20 protein-coding genes are annotated in these 22,166 nt (G+C 70.4%); 11 read left to right on the plus strand and 9 right to left on the minus strand.

From position 1 onward, the window contains the following. The first annotated feature begins 47 nt into the window (after positions 1-47). From ESO89_RS12670 to ESO89_RS12700, 7 genes are all read left to right on the plus strand, one after another. Positions 48-2,066: a hypothetical protein gene (locus ESO89_RS12670; RefSeq protein WP_206731763.1), complete on the plus strand. Its 2,019-nt coding sequence runs from the start codon at positions 48-50 to the stop codon at positions 2,064-2,066. A 154-nt stretch (positions 2,067-2,220) separates the two neighbouring features. Then, positions 2,221-2,439 (plus strand): hypothetical protein, encoded by a 219-nt coding sequence (locus tag ESO89_RS12675; protein ID WP_128905843.1) that lies wholly within the window; start codon positions 2,221-2,223, stop codon positions 2,437-2,439. Further along, a complete protein-coding gene (locus tag ESO89_RS12680; protein ID WP_128905844.1) occupies positions 2,436-4,886 on the plus strand; it encodes a right-handed parallel beta-helix repeat-containing protein in 2,451 nt (816 codons plus the stop codon). Before ESO89_RS12675 ends, ESO89_RS12680 begins: the two co-directional genes overlap by 4 nt. 128 nt (positions 4,887-5,014) lie before the next feature. Beyond that, positions 5,015-6,352, plus strand: coding sequence for a glycosyl hydrolase family 28-related protein (locus ESO89_RS12685; protein ID WP_128905845.1), 1,338 nt, complete (start codon positions 5,015-5,017; stop codon positions 6,350-6,352). A gap of 122 nt (positions 6,353-6,474) precedes the next feature. Continuing rightward, positions 6,475-7,260, plus strand: a complete 786-nt coding sequence (locus ESO89_RS12690) for a ParB N-terminal domain-containing protein (protein ID WP_128905846.1) — start codon at positions 6,475-6,477, stop codon at positions 7,258-7,260. A 154-nt stretch (positions 7,261-7,414) separates the two neighbouring features. Then, a complete protein-coding gene (locus ESO89_RS12695; protein ID WP_128905847.1) occupies positions 7,415-9,478 on the plus strand; it encodes a formyltransferase family protein in 2,064 nt (687 codons plus the stop codon). Positions 9,479-9,483: 5 nt separating this feature from the next. Next, complete coding sequence (locus ESO89_RS12700; protein ID WP_128905848.1) at positions 9,484-10,563, plus strand: glucosamine inositolphosphorylceramide transferase family protein; 1,080 nt, start codon at positions 9,484-9,486, stop codon at positions 10,561-10,563. Positions 10,564-10,594: 31 nt separating this feature from the next. Here ESO89_RS12700 and ESO89_RS12705 read toward each other — a convergent pair whose 3' ends face one another. The 3 genes from ESO89_RS12705 to ESO89_RS12715 all read right to left on the minus strand — a co-directional run bounded on the left by ESO89_RS12705 (position 10,595) and on the right by ESO89_RS12715 (position 12,786). Further along, positions 10,595-11,794 (minus strand): carboxylate--amine ligase, encoded by a 1,200-nt coding sequence (locus ESO89_RS12705; RefSeq protein ID WP_128905849.1) that lies wholly within the window; start codon positions 11,792-11,794, stop codon positions 10,595-10,597. After that, positions 11,791-12,372 carry a low molecular weight protein-tyrosine-phosphatase gene (locus tag ESO89_RS12710; protein WP_128905850.1) on the minus strand — a complete coding sequence of 194 codons (582 nt, stop codon included), beginning with the start codon at positions 12,370-12,372 and terminating at the stop codon, positions 11,791-11,793. Before ESO89_RS12710 ends, ESO89_RS12705 begins: the two co-directional genes overlap by 4 nt. A 129-nt stretch (positions 12,373-12,501) precedes the next feature. Next, positions 12,502-12,786, minus strand: coding sequence for a hypothetical protein (locus tag ESO89_RS12715; protein ID WP_128905851.1), 285 nt, complete (start codon positions 12,784-12,786; stop codon positions 12,502-12,504). Between the two features lie 236 nt (positions 12,787-13,022). Here ESO89_RS12715 and ESO89_RS12720 point away from each other — a divergent pair, with 236 nt between their 5' ends. From ESO89_RS12720 to ESO89_RS12730, 3 genes are all read left to right on the plus strand, one after another. Further along, positions 13,023-14,204, plus strand: a complete 1,182-nt coding sequence (locus ESO89_RS12720) for a glycosyltransferase family 4 protein (RefSeq protein ID WP_128905852.1) — start codon at positions 13,023-13,025, stop codon at positions 14,202-14,204. Next, positions 14,201-15,382, plus strand: a complete 1,182-nt coding sequence (locus ESO89_RS12725; RefSeq protein WP_128905853.1) for a glycosyltransferase family 4 protein — start codon at positions 14,201-14,203, stop codon at positions 15,380-15,382. The genes ESO89_RS12720 and ESO89_RS12725 overlap by 4 nt, the downstream gene beginning before the upstream one ends. Before the next feature lie 194 nt (positions 15,383-15,576). Continuing rightward, complete coding sequence (locus tag ESO89_RS12730) at positions 15,577-17,010, plus strand: FAD-dependent oxidoreductase (RefSeq protein ID WP_128905854.1); 1,434 nt, start codon at positions 15,577-15,579, stop codon at positions 17,008-17,010. A gap of 9 nt (positions 17,011-17,019) precedes the next feature. On the opposite strand, the gene ESO89_RS12735 is transcribed toward ESO89_RS12730, so the two are convergent. The 5 genes from ESO89_RS12735 to ESO89_RS12755 all read right to left on the minus strand — a co-directional run bounded on the left by ESO89_RS12735 (position 17,020) and on the right by ESO89_RS12755 (position 21,100). Further along, on the minus strand, positions 17,020-17,562 hold the full coding sequence (locus ESO89_RS12735) for a hypothetical protein (protein ID WP_128905855.1): 543 nt from the start codon (positions 17,560-17,562) through the stop codon (positions 17,020-17,022). Further along, positions 17,559-18,053, minus strand: coding sequence for a phosphopantetheine adenylyltransferase (locus ESO89_RS12740; RefSeq protein ID WP_128905856.1), 495 nt, complete (start codon positions 18,051-18,053; stop codon positions 17,559-17,561). Before ESO89_RS12740 ends, ESO89_RS12735 begins: the two co-directional genes overlap by 4 nt. 60 nt (positions 18,054-18,113) lie before the next feature. Then, the gene (locus ESO89_RS12745; RefSeq protein WP_128905857.1) at positions 18,114-18,707 is read right to left on the minus strand and encodes a winged helix-turn-helix domain-containing protein; all 594 of its coding nucleotides are present in this window, start codon (positions 18,705-18,707) and stop codon (positions 18,114-18,116) included. A gap of 86 nt (positions 18,708-18,793) precedes the next feature. Then, positions 18,794-19,873, minus strand: a complete 1,080-nt coding sequence (locus ESO89_RS12750) for a glutamate--cysteine ligase (RefSeq protein WP_128905858.1) — start codon at positions 19,871-19,873, stop codon at positions 18,794-18,796. Positions 19,874-19,990: 117 nt separating this feature from the next. Beyond that, positions 19,991-21,100: an OBG GTPase family GTP-binding protein gene (locus tag ESO89_RS12755; protein WP_128905859.1), complete on the minus strand. Its 1,110-nt coding sequence runs from the start codon at positions 21,098-21,100 to the stop codon at positions 19,991-19,993. Positions 21,101-21,306: 206 nt separating this feature from the next. Here ESO89_RS12755 and ESO89_RS12760 point away from each other — a divergent pair, with 206 nt between their 5' ends. After that, positions 21,307-21,507, plus strand: a complete 201-nt coding sequence (locus ESO89_RS12760; RefSeq protein WP_128905860.1) for a VNG_1110C family protein — start codon at positions 21,307-21,309, stop codon at positions 21,505-21,507. Positions 21,508-21,618: 111 nt separating this feature from the next. On the opposite strand, the gene ESO89_RS12765 is transcribed toward ESO89_RS12760, so the two are convergent. Further along, a complete protein-coding gene (locus ESO89_RS12765; protein WP_128905861.1) occupies positions 21,619-22,071 on the minus strand; it encodes a hypothetical protein in 453 nt (150 codons plus the stop codon). Positions 22,072-22,166 lie beyond the last annotated feature (95 nt).

Below are 22,166 nucleotides of genomic sequence, written 5' to 3' on the forward strand. Positions count from 1 at the left end.
CGGGCGCCGCCGCCCGTGATCCCGCGGACAGCCGGATTCGATACGACATGTACGACGCCACCGGGACGACGTGGACGAAGTGGCTGGCAGCCGTCGGGACCGCGTGTCTGTTGGGGGCGGTGTGGTTCCTCCACAGCGTCCCGCCCGCGGCCGGCTACGAGGTCTCGATATACCGCGCGTACCCGACGATCTTCTGGATGTTCCTGATAACGGCGATGTTCGTCGGGCAACTCGTCGTGCTGCTGGCCGGAGCCGCCGACGGGCGCGGCGCGGCGGACCTGCTCCCCGGGGCGGCGCTCGTCGTCGTGCCCGGGTTCGTCCTCGTGCTGCTCCCGTACGTCCGCGGATACCCGGTGTACGGCCGGGCCGACGTGCTGACGCACGTCGGGCTCTTGCGGGACCTCCCGGAGCTCGGGATCGCCCTGAACATCTACCCGCCGACCCACGTCCTCACGCAGGCGCTGGCCGCCGCGACCGGCCTGCCGGAGATCGGCACCATCAACCTCCTGTCGGCCGCGTTCCTGGCCGTCTACCTCGGATCGATGGCGCTTCTGGTCGAACACCTGTTCGACGACGCCCGACGGCGGGCGTTCTGTCTCCCCCTCGTGCTGGTTCCGATCGCCGGCTCGGCCCACGTGACCGTGGTCCCGTTCATCCTGAGCGTCCTCTTCGTCCCGTTCCTCCTCTACCTCCTCGTCAAGGAGCAGGAATCGCATGCGATCCCCGTCCGCGCGCTGGTGTTGATAGCGGTCGTCGGCGTCGTGGTGTACCACCCGCTGACGGCCGTCTTCGCGCTGGTCGCGCTCGCCACGTACAGCGCCTTCGACAGGCTCCCGGGGGTCCGGTCGCGGTGGAGCGCCCTCCCGAACCTCACCTCGCTGGCGACCGTGCTGTTCGTCGCCTGGTACCTGAAGTACACCGGGATCATCGTCCGGTTCCGGAACATCGTCGACGACCTCTTGGGTCCGGCCGGCGGCCCCTCTCCCCTGCAGTCCACCACCGAAACCGTCGGGCGCACGTCGCCGGACCTCGTCGACCTGCTCACGATCGCGGCCATCCAGCGCGGCGTCGACGTGCTGACCTTCGGACTGGCGTCGGTGTTCCTCGCCGTCGCGGTCGCGCTGTGGTACTACCGGGACGAGCGGCCGGCCGTCTTCACGCTCGTGTACGGGAGCACGACGATTCTGTTCGGGGTGATAGCGACGCTGTTCCTGACGAACGACCTCATCGCCGGGTTCGGTCGGCCGCTGCTGTTCGGGAAGCTGTTCGCCGCGGCGTTCGTCGGGGCGCTGTTCCACCTCGCCTGGCAGCGGTCGGACGCGGTCGAGGTACGCACCGTCGTCGTCGTCGCGTTCGCCGGGGTGTTGCTGGTGACGGTACTGCTGTCCGTGTTCGGCATGTTCTCGTCACCCATCGTGTTCGACAAGAACCACCAGGTCACGGAGATGGAGCTCGACGGGACGGAGTGGCTGTTCGAGAACCGGGACCCGGAGCATCTCATCGACGAACAGGGCATCTACCAGTATCGCTTTTACCACCGCTACTACGGGACGAACCAGCCGAACGAAACGATTCGCTGGGAGGGGACGGCGCCGCCGGACCACTACAACTACACCGTCAACAAGCGGCTGGGACAGAGCTACGACGACGACAGGTACCTGCTGTTGCCGAGGGCGGGGCGGATCACGTATCCGGAGCGGTTCCCGGACTACCGCGAACAGTGGCGGTTCGTTCCCGAAGACTTCGAGCGGCTCGAAGTCGATCGATCGGTCGATCGCGTGTACGACAACGGGGAGGTGAACGTGTATCTGGTCGCGTCCGAATCCCCTCCGGACGGGGAAGACGATGGCGACGGAACGCCCACCGACGAAGCCGACGGCGGGGGAGGCGGTGGCGACGGGACGCCCACCGACGAAGCCGACGGCGGGGGAGGCGGTGGCGACGGGACGCCCACCGACGGCGGGGGAGGCGGTGGCGGCGGGGCGACCGGCACCGGCGGGACCACAGCTCGACTCCGAGCGAGCCGCGGAGAGGTACCCGTTAACAGCATCTTAACGGGGACATAACGGCTTTTTCCGGAACCCCGGGTCAGCCGCGAAACCGCCTCTCCGAGCCGGAAACGTCGTCCGCCGGTCCGGTTAGCTATCTGAACAGTCATCAGATGATGAACATATAAGTAACGATATGCTTATTGGGATTAATCTTGGATTACCAATCGCAATGGCACACAAGCTGGCACACAACGGCGGTAGCGACCGCTCTACAGCGGGGTCTGACGGCGACCGGAAACGGCGGCTCACCCGGCGGCAGTACGTCAAGCTCGGCACCGCGACCGCGGCGAGCCTCCTGATCGGGGGCGCGTCGGTCGGCGGGTCGACGGGCGCGACGACGGACACCGGCGAACTCTTCTGGACCGACTTCGGCGGGGGATCGCTGTGACGGTTCTGAACGTCCGAGACTTCGGCGCGGTCGGGGACGGCTCAACCGACGACACCGCCGCGATCCAGGACGCGATCGACGCCGCGGGCGACGGCGACGAGGTGTACGTCCCCGCGACCGGGAGCTCGTATCTCGTGACGGGGTGGAACAGCGTCGTCGACGTCGATTCGTCGAACGACGGCGTCAGGCTCTACGGCGACGGGAAGGAGAGCCGGATCGAGTACGGCGGCGGCAACGACGGACGGAACGTGTTCATGATCAGCGTCGACCCCGGCGACGACGGCCTCGACGGCTTCGTGCTGGAGCAGTTGACGCTCGACGGCGGGCTCGGGAGCGTCGAGGGAGACCCGAACGTCGCCGCGGCGGTTCAGGTGCGGAGCCCCGGCTCGGGCGCCGAGGGCGATGTCGACATCTCGATCCGCGACGTGCGGGCGACGAACTGCTACGGAAACGGCATCGACGTTCGATCCGCGGGGACGACGGTGACGGACTGCACGGCCGAGAACAACCGACAGCACGGGTTCGGGATGGAGACCAGCGGGGACCCGTTTCAGGACCCGCCCGTCCGGTTCGAACGCTGTCTCGCCTCCGGGAACGGCTTCGGCGGGGGGTACTACGGCATGGACCTGTCGGGCGGGAAGGCCGTGGCCGAGGACTGCGTGCTCCGCGACAACGAGGGCGCCGGCGCGACCAAGTGCTCGGTCGGAAGCGAACACATGGTGTACCGCCGCTGCCGACTGACGAACAACGAGGGCCTCACCTTCCAGAACACGAGCGGAGTGGGCGCGACCGTCGTCTTCGACCGGATCGTCGCCGAGAACAACGCGGGCTGCATGCGGCTGACCGAAGACGGCAGCTACCGGGTCCCGGCGGGCTCAGAGCTGGTGTTCGCCGACAACGGGCCGGACGTCCGCGGGGGGCTATACCTCACCGACGAGTCGGTGCTGGAGGCCGGCGACGCGACGCTCTGGATCAACGGACAGACCGGCGGCGCGGGCCTGCGCGCCAGTTCGGACGGGGCCGGAAGCCGCGTCGGGACCTACCACCACGCGAACAACGAGGACGGGGCGATCTCGAACGATCAGCATATCTCGTTCGGGACGATGGCGTCCGACCTGAAGACCGACCTCGACGGCGTGCCGACCGCCGATCGGGTCGGCGCGTGGACCGACGGCGGAACCGGCGCCGGCGACGACGGGACGACCGACGACACGACCGACGGCTCGCCGTTCGAGGCGTGGACCCCGCGGTGGGACGCCGACGCCGGCGACTGGGGCGTCGTCGCGGGCGACGAGTACGAGGGCGGCCACGCCCTCCGGTACGACCACGACGGCACGGACACGGCCCGGAGAGCGATCTCCTGGGACGCCGTCGGCACCCCCTCGGACGTGGAGGTCCTAGACAGGGTTCGCGTCCCGTCGTTCGAGACGGACGGCGACCTCGGGTACCATGCGCGGGTGCACCTCCGGTCGTCGTACGGCGGCGGGGAGGAGCTCGGGTACTGGATCGAGCTGGAGGACGCCGAGGACGCGTTCAGGCTGGCCAAGTACTCCGCCGACGGGATGGAGACGCTGGCCCGGTTCGGGGCGCCCGCGGAGGGTGCGTTCTTCCACCGGCGGTTCCGCGCCGAGGGCGACCGGCTGCGGGTGAAAGTGTGGGAGGCGACCGAGCCCGAGCCCGACGCCTGGGACGCCGACGTCACCGACGCGGACCACGTCGACGGGTGGATCGGGCTCGGCTCCTTCGACCCGGGCGCGTTCCAGACCGACGTGCTCGGCGTCGCGACCGACGGCGGAACGGTCCAACTCGACACCGACGACGGGTCGGGCGGCGGCGAACCCGCTCCCGGCGGCGACCCCGATGTCGTCTCGCTGGAGGCCCGAGACCTGACCGCGGACGCGGCGACGCTCGCCGGCGATCTCCGGGACCTCGGTGGGGCCGACGAAGTGCGGGTGCGCTTCGAGCTGCGCGCCGCGGACGGGGATGCGAACGCTTGGACCGCCGTGGGCGGCGAGACCCTGACCTCGCCAACTGCGTTCACGCACGCCGTGTCGGGACTCGACGCGGACGGCGCGTACGAGTTCCGCGCCGTCGCCGACGGGGAGGACGCGACCGTTTCGGGGGGGACCGTCTCGTTCGCCACGCTCGCCGACTCGGACGGGAACGGCGCGCCGACGGTCGACCGGTTCGAAGTCACCGATCGGAGCGGGAGCGGGTGGACGCGGTTCGACGTCGACTGGGAGGTGACCGACGGCGACGGCGACCTCGACGCGGTCGTCTCGACGCTCGAACGCAACGGCCGCACGGTCGCCGCGGAGAGCACGACCGTCTCTGGCGGCTCGGCGAATTACACCCACGTGCTCCGCGTTCGCGGGGCGGTCGACGCCGTTCGCCTCTGCGTGAACGACACGTCGAACGCGACGGCGACGCGAGAGTACGAGGTCTGACGTCCGGCGGTGGGGCGCCCGGCGGTCGGGCGCCCGGCGGTCGGGCGTCCGACGCCGCGCGGCGTTGAACTCGCCGTCCCGACGTTTGCCTCCTGCTAACTATCCCTCGCTGGCCCCAAAGGGGGCCAATGGTATCCCGCCGCCGTGCACTCGCCCTTCTTTCACTCTCAGCCGCGGGGCTGGCGGGCTGTAACGCGAGAGACGACGGCTCTGACGGCGAGAGCCCGACCCCGCCCGCCTCCGACACGCCCGACGACGGCCTCCTGAACATCCGCGACTTCGGCGCCGCCGTCGACGGGACGACCGACGACACGCAGGCGGTCCGGGACGCGATCGGCGCGGTCGGTGAAGGCGGTACCGTGTACTTCCCGGCGGGGACGACGCTCGTGTCTGCGGACGACAAGAGCGAGGAGGGGGCGAAGGCGATCGAGGTCCGCGGCGACGACTTTCCGGACGGCGTGACCTTCCGCGGCGACGGCGAGGAGTCCGTGGTCCGGCTCGCCGGGGGCCACGAGGACAACCACGGGGTGTTCTCCTGGAAGCCGGAGGGCGGGATCTCCGGACACGTCGTCCGCGACCTCACGGTCGACGGCAACCGACACGAGCAGCCCGCCGATCCCGAAAACGCCGACAACGGACTGAACCTCGGCGTGAGCGAGGCCGACAGCGACGACTCGACCGTCGACATCGCGTTCCGCGACGTGTGGAGCGTCGACGCCAACACCGAGTGTTTCACCTTCCTCCAGGGCGGCTGCGTCGCGGACCGGTGCACCGCCAGCGGCGCCGGGAAACACGGGTTCGGGATCGACACGCAGAACAAGGTCGGCCCGGACCTGCCGCCGGTCGTCGTCCGGAACTCCCACGCGTACGGCTGCGACATCTACGGGATCGACTGCTCCGGTGGAACGGCGCTCGTCGAGGACTGCGTGCTCGAGGAGAACGGCTGGGGAACGAAGACGACCGGTCAGGTGTTCGAGGCCACGTTCCGCCGGGTGCGGCTGGCGAACAACGATCACCTCGGGTACCAGCGGAACGACACCCCGACGGAGACTGGCGAGGCCGCGCGGGTGCAGCTCGACCACGTGGTAGCCCAGTCGAACGGCGATCAGGGGTTCCGCTTGGGACGCGACACCGAGTACGCGATCGGGACGGTCACCGCGCTCGGGAACAACAGCGGCGCAGACGGGAGCGGGAACATCGCGATCATGGACAACGCGACCGTGACCGCCGACGAGGTCCGCTCGTTCAACGCCGAGGCCGGCGCCGGCATCCACTACTGGAGCACGGAACAGTCCACGATTTCGCGGTACGTGAACTTCGGGAACCAGAACGGTCCGTTCGACGGGGAGCTCGAGAAGCTCGTCGTACGGGCCATCGACGTCGACGTGCCGAACGACATCGTCGACTCGGTCGCGACCGGACTGGTGCCGGACGCTGACGAAATCGGCGCCGGAACGGGCGACTGAGGATGAGCGCGGCCCGGATTGCTCCGAACGCGGGCTCCGCCCACGGAGTAATCACGGCCATATGGAGAGGTACCACTCCCTATGATCTCTATATATATGTGGGTAGCAGCGGCACAGTCGGTATGATCGGGCTCTTGGGAGAAGCGGCACGAGTGCGGCGCTCGCAGGGCACGCTGACGATGGTCCAACGGGGCGTGGACTACCTTGCGTGGCGCGGGTCCCCGGTGCTGTGGCCGCTGTTGAACCGCGGCCGGGCCGTCGGCCACCGACTGCGGTACGACGCCCCCACGAGCCTGTACGAGCCGCGCTTCGTTTCACCGTCGGCGATCACCCGATACACCTGGGGCGTCTCCAAGGTCCTCGGGCTCGGGACGGTCCGTGGCGGCGACTGGGAGAGCGACTCGCTCCCGCTCTCCGAGAAGTGGGAGTGTCGGGGGCTTAAACAGCGATTCGTCGACGGCCTCGACTGGGAGGACACGGAGTACGTCGAGTACCCCCGACGAAAGTACTTCGCGAAGGGTGAAGACCTCTGGGGGTACGACTCGGAAGAGGAGTTCATCGAGCATCGCTGCAGCTACGTGGACGATCTGTACGAGAGCATCCGGGGGGACGGGTACATGCGGTCCGAGAACGGGACGAACGGGTTCCCGGGAATGGACATCCGCCGGATCGGCTACCACCACAACTTCGACCCGCTGGTCTGTATCGGGGCCGACGGCACGATCTACCACCGGGACGGCTACCACCGGTTGATGATCGCCAAGGCCCTCGACCTCGACGCGATCCCGGTGTTGGTGCTCGCTCGACACCCGGAGTGGCAACGGGTCCGCGAACGGGCGTACGCCGGCGAGCTCGACGAGAGCGATCCCGGTCGCACACACCCCGACATCGCGCCGCTGCTGGGTTAGCGGACGTATATACATAGCCGGAGGTCCCGACGGGGACAGACATGGAACCACCACGGCGCGGCGATCGACCTCGAACGACAGCTCGACCTCGAACGACAGCTCGGTCCCGGACAACGGTCCGCGACAGCCGGTTCACCCGGGCGGCGTGAGCGGGATGTTCGACATCCCCGCCGGGACCTCACGCGGTCGATCTATCGCCCACGCCGCGCGGCGACAGCTCCCGGCGCTCGCGGACACCGGGAGTGACGAAGAGCACCTGTCCGCGGCGATCGAGTGGCTGTTTCGCAGTCAGGACGCGACCGGCGGGGGCGGGTCGGCCGCCACGTACAACCTCCTGCTCGGGTGGGAGGCCCCGTACCCGGAGACGACCGGCTACGTCATTCCCACCCTCTACGCGTACGCCGACGACTACCCCGAGAGTGACGCGTCCGATCGCGCGACCGCGATGGCCGAGTGGCTCCTGACGGTCCAGCGCGACGACGGGAGCTTCCCCGAGGGGACCGGCGAGCGCGGCGACCCCAACGTGTTCAACACCGGGCAGGCCGTCTTCGGACTCGTCGAGGCCTACCGCCGGACGGGCGAGGAGGCGTACGCCGACGCGGTCCGCGCCGCCTGCGACTGGGCCGTCGTCGCGCAGGACGACGACGGCGCGTGGCGGCAACACGACTACGAGGGCGAGGTGCACGCGTACGCGACCCGAGTCGCGTGGGCGCTGCTCGAAGCGGCGTCGGTCCTCGACGACCGGGCGGAGACGTACCGCGACGCCGCGAGGCGGAACCTCGAGTGGGCGCTGGAGCGCCGCCGGTCGAACGGCTGGTTCGAGAACGCGGCGTTCGTCGCCGGCGACGACCCGGACCTCCACACGATCGCGTACACGATCCGCGGGCTCTTGGAGGGCGGCGTCCGGCTGGACGACGACGAGCTGGTCGACGCCGCGAGGGGGTCCGCGGACGTGCTCTTGGAGCTCCAGCGCCGAACCGGTCCCCTGAGCGGGACCTACGACGCCGACTGGGGCGGGACGTGGTACCGCTGTCTCACCGGCAACGCCCAGATGGGGCTGGTGTGGCTCCGGCTCTACGAGCTGACGGGCGAGGCGGAGTACGCGATGGCAGCCCGGACCGCCGCCGAGTTCCTGAAGCGACATCAGTCGCTGGACGGTCCCGTCCCCGTGCGCGGGGCGATCCCGGGGTCGTACCCGCACGTCGGCAGCTACCTCTACCTGCGGTACCCGAACTGGGCGACGAAGTTCTTCGCCGACCTCCTCGCGGGGCTCGCGGCCGTCTCGCCGTCCGAAGCGGGAGGTGAGGCGAGCGAGGGCGACGAGGGGACCGCGACCGCCGAGGCGACTGCGGCCACCGGCGAGGGGACCGCGACCGCCGAGACGACCGCGACGAAGTGGGAGACTGCGACCACCGAAGCGGCCGCGGTCGCCGCCGACGCCCCCCTCCGGGTCTGCCTGCTGTTCGACGGCGAACACACCGAGCGGTGGGTCGCGGACGCGATCGAGACGATGCTGGCGGAGACGAACGCCGAGATCTCCCTCGTCGTGATCAACGAGGACGCCGGGCTGCTCGGGAGCGGGAACGTGAAACGCGGGCTGAAGTACCCGGCCTACGCGGCCTACTGGCTCGCGTCGGCGCTCCGGCCTCGGCGGTCCGCGTCGGAGCGGTACGACGACTCGGTCCACGTCTCGGAGATCGCCCAGGTCGACGACGCCGAGGGGCTCCGGACGTACCCGACCAACGTCAGCGGGCTCTGGAACGAGCTCCCCGAGGAGGTCGTCTCGGAGATCGGAGCGCGGTCGGATGTCGTGTTCCGCCGCGGGTTCGGGCTGGTCCGGGGATCGCTGCTCTCGGCGACCGAGCACGGCGTCTTGAGCTACCACCACGGCGATCCCCGAGCCTACCGCGGCGGTCCCGCCGGGTTCTGGGAGTACATGCACGGCGAGGAGACCGCCGGCACGATCGTCCAGTCGCTGACCGACGACCTCGACGCGGGAGTGGTCCGGTCGTACCGCGACGTCGACATCGCCGACTGCGACACCCTCGACGAGGTCCGTCGCGCGCTGTACGAGGGGTCGACCGGCCAGCTGGCCGAGGCGATCGAGGCCGTGCAGGACGCGGGACGAGAACCGATGGTCGTCGACGACCTCGGTCCGGTGTATCACCCGCCGGACCTCGGTGAACTGGCCGCGTACGCGCGGAAACGCTTCCGATGAGTCCGATGAGCGACCGACCGGAGGCGCTGCGGCGGGTCCCGTTCATCCTCTCCGCCGCGCGGTCGGCGGGAAAGCTGGTCAATCACACGATCCCGGACCTGCTGCGTCCCGACGCCGACGCCGACGCGCTCGCCCGGTCCGCGGCCGACCCCGCGGCCGCCGCGCCGGCGACCTCGCTTGGCTCGGGGGCGCGCGGCGAGTCGAAGCTACCGCTGACGCTCACGGAGATCGCGGCCGCGCGAAATCCGGCGTTCACCGCGGAGGACGTGACGGACTTCGGGGCGGTGGACTTCGTCGCCGACCCGTTCATGCTCCCCGGACCGGACCGCTGGCACCTCTTCTTCGAGATGTGCAACTACGCCCGCGACCCGGACGCCGTGATCGGTCACGCGACCAGCCCCGACGGGCTCCGCTGGGAGTACGACTGCGCCGTGTTGGACACCGGCGAGCACCTCTCGTTCCCCTACGTGTTCGAGTGGGAGGGGACGCGCTACATGGTGCCCGAGGAGGGCGGATCGGACGGGCGAGCGGTCCGCCTCTACGAGGCGACGGACTTCCCCGGCGGGTGGGAGCCCCGCGCGACGCTGGTGTCGGCGGACCACCGCACCGACGACGCGGTCCTGTTCAGGTGGCGCGACCGCTGGTGGCTGCTCGTCGGCGACGCCGACGCCGCGGGGCTCCGGGCCTACCACAGCGACTCGCTCGTCGCAGACGGCTGGGAACCGCACGCGGACAACCCGGTCGTCGCCGGGCGTCCCGCCGCGTTCCGTCCCGGCGGGCGCCCGATCGTCGGGTCCGACGGCGTCGTCGTCTTCTTCCAGGACTGCGCGCGGCGGTACGGCGAGGCGGTTCGCGCGTTCGAGATCACGTCGCTCGGGCCGGAGCGCTACGCCGACGAGGAGCGACCGGAATCGCCGGTTCTGGAGGGGACGGGCGCCCCGGTCGGCTGGAACTCCGGCCGGATGCACCACCTCGACCCGTGGTACGTCGACGGGAGATGGCTCTGCGTCGCCGACGGCAACGTCGCCAACAGCGCGGTATTCACCGGTCGCCACTGGGCGCTCGGGATGTACTCGGCCGACTGAACGCGGCGATCGGGGACGACGACGATGCCCGTCACCGACGAACCGCGTCGGCGACCCGCGATCCGAGCGTCGCCGCCATGCCGAGGGCGCCGGCGACGAACGGAAGCGGATCGCCGGCCGAGAGCAGATCGAAGTTCGGGTTCCGGTACAGCGAGGTCGCCAGCGCGACGACCTCGCGGCCGAGCGGAGGCGGGTCCCCGTGGCCGTCGGCCCGAAGCACGTTGTAGAGGTACGCGAACTCCCCGCTGAGCAGGTGCGAGCCGACGCCGACCCGGTAGTCGGGCATGCCACCTCCGGGACGTTGCCCGGCGGCGAGGGCGGCGTAGCGGGCCGGGAAATCGACGCCGGCGTGCACCGGCAGCGCCAGCGACCCCCAAAACCGGGGGTTGATCTCCATGAGCCTGAAGGAGCCGTCGCGCGCGTCGCGTCGGAACTCCACCATCGCCGGACCGTGCCAGTCCAGCGCCGACAGGAGCGCGGTGCCGTGCTCGCGCAGCGCCGCGACGTCGACCGCCTCCCGGTAGACGCTCGCGCCGCCGGAGTACGTGAAACTCCGGACCCGCTTGTGCTGGAACGTCGCGACCGGCTCGCCGCGGTCCATCAGCGCGAAGAACCCGTACTCGCCGTCGCTCGGTACGAACTCCTGCGTGACGGGCACGTGGCCCATCTCGTCGACGACCGACTCGACCGGCGGTCGCTCGCCGGCGTCGAGGAGCCGAACGTCGGGCTCGCGGGACCCCTGCCCGTCCTCGTCCACGACGATGGTGTACCGCGGTTTGACGACCAGCGGCCCGTCGTCGTTCGGCCAGTCGGTGAGCAGCCGCGTTCGCGGGACCGGAATGTCGAGGTCCGCGGCGACGGAAAGGAGGGTCCGGCGGTCCTGAGCGCTCCGGAGCGCGTCGAAGCCGGGCCACACGGGGTCGAGGTGTTCCGAGAGTTCCTCGCGCCGCGACGCGAGGGCGTACGCGTCCGCCTCGCGCAGCGGGAGGACGGTTATCACGTCGTCGCGGGCGGCGAGGTCGACGAGGGCGTCCGCGTATCCCCGCATCGACCCGGTCGGGTCGGGGACGTCGACGACTTCCGCGCAGTGTTTCGAGGAGAGCGCCGGGGACCGCTGGCCGTCGGACGCGAGGACCGGCGCGAGGCCGGCGCGGGCGAGCGACCGCACCGCGACGACGCTGCTCTGGGTCCCGATGGCCGGGACGACTGCCGCCGGCCGGTCGGCGGTCATCGCTCGGGTTCCAGCGCCTCGGCGAGCCCGTCGACCGACCGGCCCACGTCGGCGTACAGCGTTCGGAATCCGTCGAGCCCCTCGCCGTACGGGTCGCTGATCTCGTAGCCGTCGCCGGAGAAGACCCCGAGGAACCGCGTCTTGTCGTCGAGGTCGCCGAACCCCCGTCGGAGGTCGCGGTAGTTGAGCAGGTCCATCACCACCACGAGGTCGCTCCGTTCGAGCTGGTCGGCCGTGACCGGCTTCGACCGGTGATCGGAGAGGTCGACGCCGAGCTCCTCGGCCACCCGGATCGCGTCGTCCGGGCTGGCGCGGCCGGCCGTCGTCCGGAGCCCGGCGGAGTCGACGGAGAGCCCGTCGATCCCCCGGTCCGCCGCGGTCGATTCGAGGTACCGCTCCGCGAGGGGGCTCCGGCAGATGTTCCCGTAACAGAGGAACAGCACGTTCGGGTTCGGCGACGCGGTCCCGATCGGAAGCGACGCGTCGAGGACCGACGGCGACCGCGCGAGCGCGAGGCGGAGGCGCTGGGTTTCGATACCGGCGTGGTTCCGTGCGACCGAGAGGTATGAACGGATCATTATGACGGGTTTTGTCGGCCGCGACCGACCGGTCGCGGCGGTGGATACCGAAGGAGAGCGCCCCGAGACGCTTCGTTACCGAGACGCTAATCCGCGGAGAAGAGGTACAGTCGAGAGGCGCCCCGTTCGCTACGCGTCCCGCTTCTCGGCGTAGATCCGGACCTCGTCGGCCGTCACGACCACCGTTCGCTCCCAGATCCGCGCGCAGAGAAACAGCGGCGACTCGGACCAGTCGAAGCCGTCGAGCGAGTCGGGCCGAATCCAGTCGTGAAGGGTCGTCTCCTCCTCCTCGACGTCGACGTCCGACGCACGGAAGGCCTCGACGACGGCCTCGCTCCGGCGCCACTTCGGGCCGGAACTGTGCGAGACCCGAAGGTCCAGCTGTTCCTCGTCGAGCATGCGGAGGGGCGTCATACTCGAAGTCAGTGGCCCGGTTGTTAAGTTCTTTCGTGCCACATTTAAATACACACCGATTACAGTGATTATTTCTCCCGAGAAAGACGCGGTTCCCTCCGACCGCCGCCGCGCGTACGGAACCGCCTGAGGGCCAACCCTGAACCGGCATCGACCGACGAAGGCACCGTCGATCCGGCGATAGCCGGCGGATACCTTTACCGACCCCGAACGGAGGGACGGTCGAGCCGCATCGAATGTACTCCATCCTCGCGAGCGCCGTCAACCATCCGGACACGATCGAGCGCTACAACGGCCTGTTCAATCACCGCATCCTCCGCTCGCTCGCGGAGGCCGGCGCCGACCTGGGCGTGGTGTCGCCCCGACCGTTCGCCCCGCCGGTCGGCCGGTACGCCGAGTACGGATCGATCCCGACCGTCGAGGACTGGGGCGCGTACGCGGTCCACCACCCTCGGTTCTGGTACCTGCTCCCCAAGCGGTTCTTCTACGGGCTGGCCGGCGACTCCTTCGCCCGTCGGGTCCCCCCGTACGCGGACCGGGCGTTCGACCCTCCCGACGTGGTCCACGCCTGCCACGTCTACCTCGACGGCTACGGCGTCCTCCCGTACGTCCGCGAGCACGACCTCCCGCTGTTCGTCGTCGCCCACGGGACGATCCTCAACTCGTACGACGACCTCGCCCGCGGGGTCCGCGAGCGCGTCCGCGAGACGCTCGACGAGGCGACCGGCGTCCTCTGCGTGAGCGACGCCTTGGCCGAGCGGGCGAGCGAGCTCACCGATCCGGCGAAGGTTTCGACGGTACCGCTCGGCGCCGACCCGGAACGCTTCCCGGTCGACCGGCGCGGGGAACTCCGGCGCGAACTGGGCGTCGACGCCGACGCGACGGTCGTCCTCTTCGTCGGGCAGTTCCTGAAGCGGAAGGGTGTCGAGGAGGCGATCGAGGTCGTCCGGCGCGTCGACGACCCGGACGCGACCTTCGTCTTCGTCGGCCACGGCGGCGACCTCGCCGACGAGGTGCGCGACGCGCTCGGGGACACCGGGCGGTCGCCGCGCCTCGTGTTCGACGGCCTCCCGCCGGTCGCGCTCCGCCGGTGGTTCGCGCTCGCCGACGCGCTGTGGCTGCCGAGCCACACGGAGGGGCGGCCCACCGTCGTCTACGAGGCGATGGCGAGCGAGACCGCCGTGTTGGCGTCGGCGGTCGGCGGGGTCCCGGAGCAGGTGGTCGACGGAGAAACCGGACTGCTGGTCGAGCCCACCGACGTCGACGGGCTGGAGGCCGGCCTCCGGTCGCTGCTCGCCGACCGGGACCGCGCCCGGGAGATGGGGCGCGCGGGCCGCGATCGGCTCCTCGAACGGGGGTGGACGTGGGAGGCCCACGCCGAGCGGGTCCGGCGACTCCACGAGGAGGCGATCGAATGACGGACTCGGAGGGCGGACAGGCGAGCGACCGCGAGGCGACCGACCTCTCCCTCCTCGTCTTCACCTCCCACCGACCCGAGGAGGTCGTCGAGCCGCTCCGCGAGACGGACCTCGACGTGGTCGTCGTCAGCGTCGACGACGGCGGATCGCTTCCCTCGCGGGCCGTGACCACCGTCCGGCGGACGCGGCGGGCGTTCGCGGCGCACGACCCCGACGCGGTCCTGCTCGACTGCTACGAGGCGATGGGCGCGCTGGTCACGGTGCTGGCGGGCCGCCGCGACGTCCCCGTCGTCGACCGGCTCGTGGGGGACACGTGGCTGCGGTTCGAGAACGCGATTCGGGAGGCGAAGGCCGAGAGGACGTGGGCGCGCGCCGCGGCCTACCGGGCGATCCTCGGGGTCGACGAGTTCGTCTTCTCCCGCGCGAGCGGGTTCGTCGCCGTGTCGGACCAGCTCGGGGAGGTCGTCCGCCGGCGGACGGGCTGTCCCCCGGAGCGCGTCGGGAAGGTTCCCGTGCCGGCACCGAGGATGGGAGCACGGGCAGAAGGAGGCGCGGGGGCGGACGGAGGGGCGGTCGCGTCGTCCGACGCGGACCGATTCGGGGTCGACGCGGACCGCGTCCTGCTGACGGTGACGAACCTGAAGTACCGGGCGAAGCTCCGCGGGATCGAGACGGCGCTTGCGGAGGTCCTCCCGCTGCTCGAAGCCGACCCGGACCTCGCGTACGTCATCGCCGGCGGCGGCGAGTACGCCTCGGAGCTTCGGTCGATCCTCGACGAGCGCGTCGACGACCCGGACGTTCGGCGGCGGGTCAACGCGCTGGGGCACGTCGACGGGGTCGCCGACCTCTACGCGGCGGCGGACGTGTTCGTCTACGTCTCGTACCTCGACGGCTACCCGCGCGTCGTGCTGGAGGCCCAGGCGGCCGGCCTCCCGGTCGTCGCGAACGACGCGTTCGGGATGCGCGAACAGGTCCGAGACGGGGAGAGCGGCTTTCTGATCGACCCGGGGGAGACCGGCGCGCTCCGCGAGGCCGTCTCCGCGCTCCTCGCGGACCCCGAGACCCGACGGCGGTACGGGGAGCGCGGTCGCGACCGCGTGGCGCGCGAGAACTCGCCCGAGGCGGTGGGTCGACGGTTAGCGGCGTTCCTCCGGGAGCTGGCGGCGGAGACCGGCTGACGGGGCTCTCGCTCGATCCGGGGCGCTTCGACGGGGTCGGACGGGCGTACGCGGCACGGCGCGCAGATCGTTCGCGGCCCGGTCACCACGAGACAACCGACGGGAGCCTGAGCGCGGGGGAGGGCCGGAGAGGACGGGCGCCCGGATCGCACCCCCGGCGTGACTTTTTACGACCTCCTGTCGTCGGTGCGACCATGAGCGATCCGTTCGTCGTCGTCGGTGCCGACGCCGCCGGGCTGAGCGCGGCCAGCAAGTTCCGCCGCGAGGCGCCCGACCGCGAGGTCGTCGTCTTCGAGAAAGGACGGTGGATCTCGTACGCCTACTGCGGGATGCCGTACTTCATCGAGGGGCGCGTCGAGCGCATGTCGGACCTCCTCTCGCTGTCGCCGAGCGAGGTCGACGACCGCGGGATCGACCTCCGGCGCGGCCACGAGGCCGTCACCGTCGATCCGGACGCGAAGACCGTCACCGTCGAGACCGCCGACAGCAACTCGTTCGAGCAGCCCTACGACGACCTGCTCGTCGCGACGGGCGGCCGCGCCTCGACCGGCCCGTTCGACGTGCGCGACCTAGACGGCGCCTTCACCCTCCACGACATGGACGCGGCGGCCGCGATCGACGCGTACGTCGCCGACCCCGGCGCGTACGACCCCGACCGCGCCGACGTGAGCGCGGTCGACCGCGAGCGCGTCGAGCGCAACGCCGCGATGCCGGCCCCCGAGACGGCGGCCATCGTCGGCGGGGGCTACGTCGGCGTCGAGATGGCCGAGGCGCTCGTCGGACGCGGGCTCGACGTGCACCTGTTCCACCGCTCCGGGCACCTGCTCCCGGACTTCGGCGAGGCGGTCGGCGAGCGCGTGGCGGACGAACTGACGGCGAAGGGCGTGACCGTCCACACGAACGCCCCGGTCGAGGAACTCGTCGGCGACGATCGGATCGAAGCGGTCGCGCTCGACGAAGGGGACCCGGTCGACGCCGACCTCGCGATCGTCGGCGTCGGGATTCGGCCGAACACCGAACTCCTCGACGGGACCGGGGTCGAGACCGGCGAGGGAGGCGCGATCCGCACCGACGAGTACGGGCGGACGAGCCTCCCCGACGTGTACGCCGCCGGCGACTGCGCGACCGCGATCCACGCCGTCACCGGCGAGGAGGCGTGGATGCCGCTCGGACTCACCGCGAACCGGACCGGGCGGGCGATCGGCGCCACGATCGCCGACGACCCCTCCCCCGTGGGCGAGATCGCGGGCACCGCGGCCGTGAAGGCGTTCGACATGGAGGCCGGCCGCGTCGGGCTGGTCGAGGACGAGGCGGCCCGCGAGGCGGGCTTCGACCCGGTCCGCGAGACGGTGACCGCCGGCTCCCGGTCGGGCTACTACCCGGGCGCGGCGCCGACCGACGTGACGCTCGTCGCCGACCGCGACACGGGGCGTCTCATCGGCGGGAGCATCGTCGGTCCAGACCGCGCCGCGGTGCGGATCGACACGCTCGCGACCGCGCTGGAGGCGGACATGACCGTCCCGGAGGTCGAGCGGCTGGACCTCGCGTACGCGCCGCCCTTCTCGCCGGTGTGGGACCCGATCCTCGTCGCCGCGAAGGTTCTCAACGGGACGCTCGACGGCGACTGACGGAGCGGATCAGTCGTCCGCGCTTGCGCTTTCCCCCTTCTCCTCCTCCGCAGGGGGCGAGTCGCTTTCCCTCTCGCTCCCCCCGATTCCAGCGACGACGCGCCCGACCGCGTAGCCGGCGACACCGACCGCGACCGCGGCCGCGACGGCGACGCCGAGCGGTTCGACCACGGCGGCGAGGAACGACGCGGGGTCGGAAAGCGGGATCGCGTACGGCTCCGGGCCGACCGTCCGCAGCAGGACCGCCGTGAAGGGGCCGTACACGAGGAGAATCGCGGGAAGCACGCCACCGCCGACCGCGGCGAAGGCGACGACCCCGACCGCGGCCAGGACCGCAATCGCCCCGGCGACGGGTGCGGCGAGGGACTGCGGAACCCCCGTCGCTCCGAGCGACGCCGCCGCGTCGGCCGCAATCGAGACCGCGTCGAAGGCGACGTACGAGACCGCGAAGCCGACCGCCCCCCAGACGGCGGCGCGCTCGAACCCGGTCTCGCCGAGCGCGACGCGGGCGAGGGCGGCGAGGCCCCCGGGTTCGTCGTCGTCCCCCGTCATTCCGGGCGAGTCGCGCCCCGTCCCTCCCGGTCGGGGGTGAGGTTGCCGTGTTCGTCGATCTCGCCGGCGACGATCCGGGTCGAGGAGATGCGCTCGCCGTCCTCGGCCGGGACGTGGTCGACCACGACGAGTTCGAGGGGATCGTGGCCGCGCTCGGTTCGGATCTCGTTGATCCGTTCCCCGCCGCCCCTCGTCTCCGGGGAGACGATCAGCGCGTCGAACCCGGGTTCGACCGCGATGCCGGTCGGATCGGTCAGCTCGCGGATCTCGAACTCGCGGCCGTGCTCGTCGGCGAGGTCGGTCAGCTCGGCTTCGAGGTCGCGCTTCCGGCGGTCGTACGGGCGGACGTACCGCTCGACGTGTCGGGTCTTCGGCGCGAGCTCGTCGGACGTGAGCCCGACGGTCACGTCCCCCAGCTCGAACGCCCGTTCGAACAGCTTCCGGTGGCCGTCGTGCACGGGATCGAACGTACCACCCAGCGCGACGTTCATGCACGTCGGTTGCGCGGACGGGACTTAAAAGGTCTCGAAGCGGGAGCGATCGGGCGCGATCTAGCGGTCGTCCTCGTCGTCGGCCCGGTCGTCGTCGGCCCGGTCGTCGTCGGCTTCGTCACTCACGTTGTTTCCATCTTCGTCTTCGTCGCCCTCGTCGCCGTCGACCGAGATCTGAACCGGCTCGGCGTCGCCGTCGGGCGACTCGCCGCCGAGCCGCCGGTCGAGGTTGAACACGGCGTTGAGCTCGCGCTGCACGTCGCCGACGACGCCCTGCACCAGCTCGCTCGGCGCGATCGCCTCGTACTCGTAGGGGTTGTTGCCGGCGCCGCTCGCCTCCCGCTTGTCGCGCTCGACGGTGCCCTCGTCGTGAAGCTCCGCGAGCGCCTCGCGGACCGTGCTCGGGTAGAGCCCGGTGCCGTCGGCGACCTCGTCGCTGGTGCTGTTCGGGCTGTCGCGGAGGTAGACGTAGATCCGCGCGCGAGTCTCGGTGTCGAGCAGCCACGACAGGAGGTCGACGACGTTGTCGTCGAACCCCTTGACGGCCTTGTCCGCGCTCTCGCCGAGCCGTTCCCTGGTCTTCCGGAGCTCCTCGCGCGTCCGGTCGGTCGGCGACTCGTCGTCGGGGTCGTCGACGTGATCGTCGGCGGTCATAGCGGAAACTGGGGTCCGCGCGCCCAAAAGCGTTTCTCGTCGTTTCGGTTCCGACGGAACACCCTCCCCACTCTTCGTTCTCCCGCTTACGGGGACAACACGAGGTCCTCACAGAGCGCGTCGAGGCCGCCCTCCTCGCGCAGCCGGCGCTGGCGCTGCGCCCCGCTCTCGGCGTCGTACACCGCTCTGATCCCGTCGATCCCGAGCCGGTCGCACTCCTCGGCGACGACCTCGCCCAGCGAGACCGTCTCCTCGCCGTCGCGAGTGATAAAGGAGGCATCGTGGCCGTAGCGGATCGCCCGCCACTTGTTCTCGTCCAACAGCTCTCGGCGGAGGGTCGGCGGAGCCTCGCCGTCCGCGTAGCGCTCGGCGTAGTCGACGACGAGGGCGTGGACGTACTCGACCAGCGCGAGGGTGACCGCCGGGTCGCGCTGGGCGTCCGGCGCACGCACCTCGACCGTGCCGTGGCCGGTGTGCGGTCGCACGTCGAACCAGAGCTCGCCGCGGTCGTCGATGGAGCCCCGCTCGACCATCCGGTGCTCGTAGCGCCGGAAGGCGTCGAAGTCGTCGAACGCCGAGGGGACACCCGTGTTCGGGAGGTTCTCGAAGATCTTCGCACGGGCCGACGCGAGCCCGGTGTCGAAGCCGTTCCAGAACGGGGAGTTCGCCGACAAGGCGAGCAGTATCGGGCAGTGCCACCGGAGCCGATTCGCAATCTGCACCGCCTTGTCCGCGTCGTCGACGCCGACGTGGACGTGGAGCCCCGCCGTGGTGTTGCGGTGTTGCGGGTACTGAATCCGGTCCAACTGCGCTCGGTACCGCGGCTTCTCGGCGTGATCGAGCTCGCGCCACTTCGCGGCCGGGTGCAGCCCCGCCGCCGCGATCCGGTAGCCGTCGGCGGCGGCGTGGTCGACGAGCGCCTCCCGCACCGTCGAGAGGGCGTCGGCAGCGTTCGACGGGTCCTCGATCAGCTCCGTCTGCGCCTCGATGGTACACTTGAACAGCTCGTGGTCGAATCCCTCCGGGACCTCCGCCGGGGGGTCGCGGCCGTAAACGAGATCGTCGGTCCCCGAGGTCGGGCGGCCGTCGGCATCGGCGATGTAGAACTCCTCCTCGATGCCGAGCGTTCCCATCCGGGCGAACGCGTCCCGCGAACCGAGTTCCATTACCGCCCCGTACCGGCCGCGCGGTCTTATATGGATTGGAACCCGAAACGGAGCACCGACGGCGAGCCTCGGAAGCGTCGATCGGTGCGATCGACGACCGCACCGACCGCCCGAGGCTCACTTCCGCGCGACGATCCGGAGCACGTCCTCGTCGGCCAGCTCGTGACCCTTCCCGACCTGCTGGTCGTCGTGTTTGGCGCTCTCGCCGGAGACGCGCGCGAACTTGAACCGCTCGTCGAACTCCCCGCCGATCTTCTCGCAGGCGTCGCCGACCGTGTCGCCTTCGAAGAGGACCAGCGGCTCCTCGTAGTCGACGCCGCGCCCCGGCTTGTCCATGTAGATGCGGATGAGCCCGATCTCCTCCCAGAGCCGCTCTTTGAGCCCGTCGAGGCCGAGCTCCTTCTCGGCGGAGATGAAGAGCACGTCATCGGGGTCGAGGTCGCGCTCGCGGAGCTCCTCCTTCACGGTCGGGAGGTAGCTCTTGTCGATGAGGTCCGCCTTGTTCACGGTGACCATCGAGGGGAGGTACTCCCGGTTGTCCATCACGGCGTCGACGAGCTCGTCGATCGTGAGGTCGTGGGGAATCGTCACCTTGGCGTTGACGTAGCCGTACTCGCGGAGCACCTGTTTGACGGTGCCCTCGTCGAGGCTCACGTCGTCGCTCATCGTCACCCCGATCCCGTCCTTGTGGGTCTTCCGGATGTTGATGTTCGGCGGCTCCGTGTCGAGCCGGATGTTGGTGTCGTACAGCTCCTCGCGGAGCCGGTCGTACTGCTCGATCTCGAAGACCGAGAGCATGAACACGACCAGATCTGCCGTCCGGACGACCGAGAGCACCTCCTTACCGCCCCCGCGGCCGCCCGCGGCGCCCTCGATCAGGCCCGGCACGTCGAGGATCTGGATGTTCGCGCCGCGATACTGCAGCATGCCGGGATTGACGTCGAGGGTCGTGAACTCGTAGGAGCCCACCTCGCTGTCGGCGTTGGTGAGGGCGTTGATGAGGGTGGACTTCCCCACGCTCGGGAACCCGACGAGCGCGACCGTGGCGTCGCCGTGCTTCTCGACCGCGTAGCCGTGGCCGCCGCCGGCGGAGGACTGGTTCTCCAGTTTCTCCTTTTTCTCCGCGAGCTTCGCCTTCAGCCGCCCGATGTGTGCCTCGGTGGACTTGTTGTAGGGCGTCTCGGCGATCTCCTCGCGGAGGTCCTCGATCTCTTCCTCCAATCCCATTGGCGTACAGTCGGCCGCTCGTCTCGTTAAAGGTGTTCCTTCCGTCTCGCTCCCGCGTCGTCCGCCCTCCGTGCTCCGATCTCCGGCGCCCCGGTCACGACACGGGGCGCGGCGGACCCCGACAGGCCACGTCGCCGCGGACCGGACTCGATTCGGCAAACTTTCGACACGATTATACCGGTTTACCGCGACGCACCACACGTCGAATGCCCGATCCGTCGAGCCTCCGTGACAGCACGCAGATCGTCCTCCCCCGCCCCGCGCTCGACGGACTGCGAGATGGCGTCTGCGAGCGGTTCACCGTGACGGTGGTCGAGGGCGACGACCACTACCGGATCATCGGGAGTCCCGTCGAGATCAAGGCTGTGAGCGACTTCCTCGCCCGAAACGGCGTCGCCGTGGCCTGATCGGTTCGGGAGCGGATTTGGAAAAGCGGTCCGTTCTCACGGATCGGCGCCACACGCTCGTTTCCCGTGATCGCCGGGGGATCGAGGTGTCGCCCTTCGGGGTGGACCGAGCTACCCGATGACGCCGACGAGCAGCTGGGCCGCGATGAGCACGAGGAACACGAGCCCGGCCGCGAACGAGCCGGCGGCGACGCCGTGGGCGTTACCGAGCCCGCGGCCGCGGGCGCCGAAGTAGGCGCCGAGGAAGACGAAGCCGGTCAACAGGAGCCCGACCGCGGCGTACACGACGGTGAGCAGGCTCCCGGAGAGCCCATCGGGCAGCCCGAAGTTGCCGACGGCGAGGAGCGCGACCGCGCCGATGCCGACCGCGATGGCGACGAACCCGACCGCCCACGTCACCGGCTCTCGGGCGATGCCGCCGAGGGTCCCGACGATTGCGTCGTACCTGCTGTCCGATCCGGCGCCGGGAGCGGTGCGCTGCCCGCCGATCTGCGCGACGGCGACGAAGGTGGCCACGACGAGCAGCCCCATCAGTACCGTGCTCAAGAGCGTGAGTGAGACCATGGTGAGTTCGTTGTTAGCCGGTCCGTTCCCGCGTACAAATAGCCTTCGTATGTTCCGCCGATCAACGCGTATGTTCCGCCGATCGGCGCCTCGTT

It is taken from the genome of Halorubrum amylolyticum (assembly GCF_004114995.1).
In the GTDB taxonomy this organism is placed as follows: Archaea; Halobacteriota; Halobacteria; order Halobacteriales; family Haloferacaceae; genus Halorubrum; species Halorubrum amylolyticum.

What these genes read in the sequence shown, in the direction of transcription:
- ESO89_RS12670 (WP_206731763.1), top strand. Translation starts at nt 48, where the DNA reads ATGTACGACGCCACCGGGACGACGTGGACGAAGTGGCTGGCAGCCGTC.
- ESO89_RS12675 (WP_128905843.1), top strand. Translation starts at nt 2,221, where the DNA reads ATGGCACACAAGCTGGCACACAACGGCGGTAGCGACCGCTCTACAGCG.
- ESO89_RS12685 (WP_128905845.1), top strand. Translation starts at nt 5,015, where the DNA reads ATGGTATCCCGCCGCCGTGCACTCGCCCTTCTTTCACTCTCAGCCGCG.
- ESO89_RS12690 (WP_128905846.1), top strand. Translation starts at nt 6,475, where the DNA reads ATGATCGGGCTCTTGGGAGAAGCGGCACGAGTGCGGCGCTCGCAGGGC.
- ESO89_RS12695 (WP_128905847.1), top strand. Translation starts at nt 7,415, where the DNA reads ATGTTCGACATCCCCGCCGGGACCTCACGCGGTCGATCTATCGCCCAC.
- ESO89_RS12700 (WP_128905848.1), top strand. Translation starts at nt 9,484, where the DNA reads ATGAGCGACCGACCGGAGGCGCTGCGGCGGGTCCCGTTCATCCTCTCC.
- ESO89_RS12705 (WP_128905849.1), bottom strand. Translation starts at nt 11,794, where the DNA reads ATGACCGCCGACCGGCCGGCGGCAGTCGTCCCGGCCATCGGGACCCAG.
- ESO89_RS12710 (WP_128905850.1), bottom strand. Translation starts at nt 12,372, where the DNA reads ATGATCCGTTCATACCTCTCGGTCGCACGGAACCACGCCGGTATCGAA.
- ESO89_RS12715 (WP_128905851.1), bottom strand. Translation starts at nt 12,786, where the DNA reads ATGACGCCCCTCCGCATGCTCGACGAGGAACAGCTGGACCTTCGGGTC.
- ESO89_RS12720 (WP_128905852.1), top strand. Translation starts at nt 13,023, where the DNA reads ATGTACTCCATCCTCGCGAGCGCCGTCAACCATCCGGACACGATCGAG.
- ESO89_RS12725 (WP_128905853.1), top strand. Translation starts at nt 14,201, where the DNA reads ATGACGGACTCGGAGGGCGGACAGGCGAGCGACCGCGAGGCGACCGAC.
- ESO89_RS12730 (WP_128905854.1), top strand. Translation starts at nt 15,577, where the DNA reads ATGAGCGATCCGTTCGTCGTCGTCGGTGCCGACGCCGCCGGGCTGAGC.
- ESO89_RS12735 (WP_128905855.1), bottom strand. Translation starts at nt 17,562, where the DNA reads ATGACGGGGGACGACGACGAACCCGGGGGCCTCGCCGCCCTCGCCCGC.
- ESO89_RS12740 (WP_128905856.1), bottom strand. Translation starts at nt 18,053, where the DNA reads ATGAACGTCGCGCTGGGTGGTACGTTCGATCCCGTGCACGACGGCCAC.
- ESO89_RS12745 (WP_128905857.1), bottom strand. Translation starts at nt 18,707, where the DNA reads ATGACCGCCGACGATCACGTCGACGACCCCGACGACGAGTCGCCGACC.
- ESO89_RS12750 (WP_128905858.1), bottom strand. Translation starts at nt 19,873, where the DNA reads ATGGAACTCGGTTCGCGGGACGCGTTCGCCCGGATGGGAACGCTCGGC.
- ESO89_RS12755 (WP_128905859.1), bottom strand. Translation starts at nt 21,100, where the DNA reads ATGGGATTGGAGGAAGAGATCGAGGACCTCCGCGAGGAGATCGCCGAG.
- ESO89_RS12760 (WP_128905860.1), top strand. Translation starts at nt 21,307, where the DNA reads ATGCCCGATCCGTCGAGCCTCCGTGACAGCACGCAGATCGTCCTCCCC.
- ESO89_RS12765 (WP_128905861.1), bottom strand. Translation starts at nt 22,071, where the DNA reads ATGGTCTCACTCACGCTCTTGAGCACGGTACTGATGGGGCTGCTCGTC.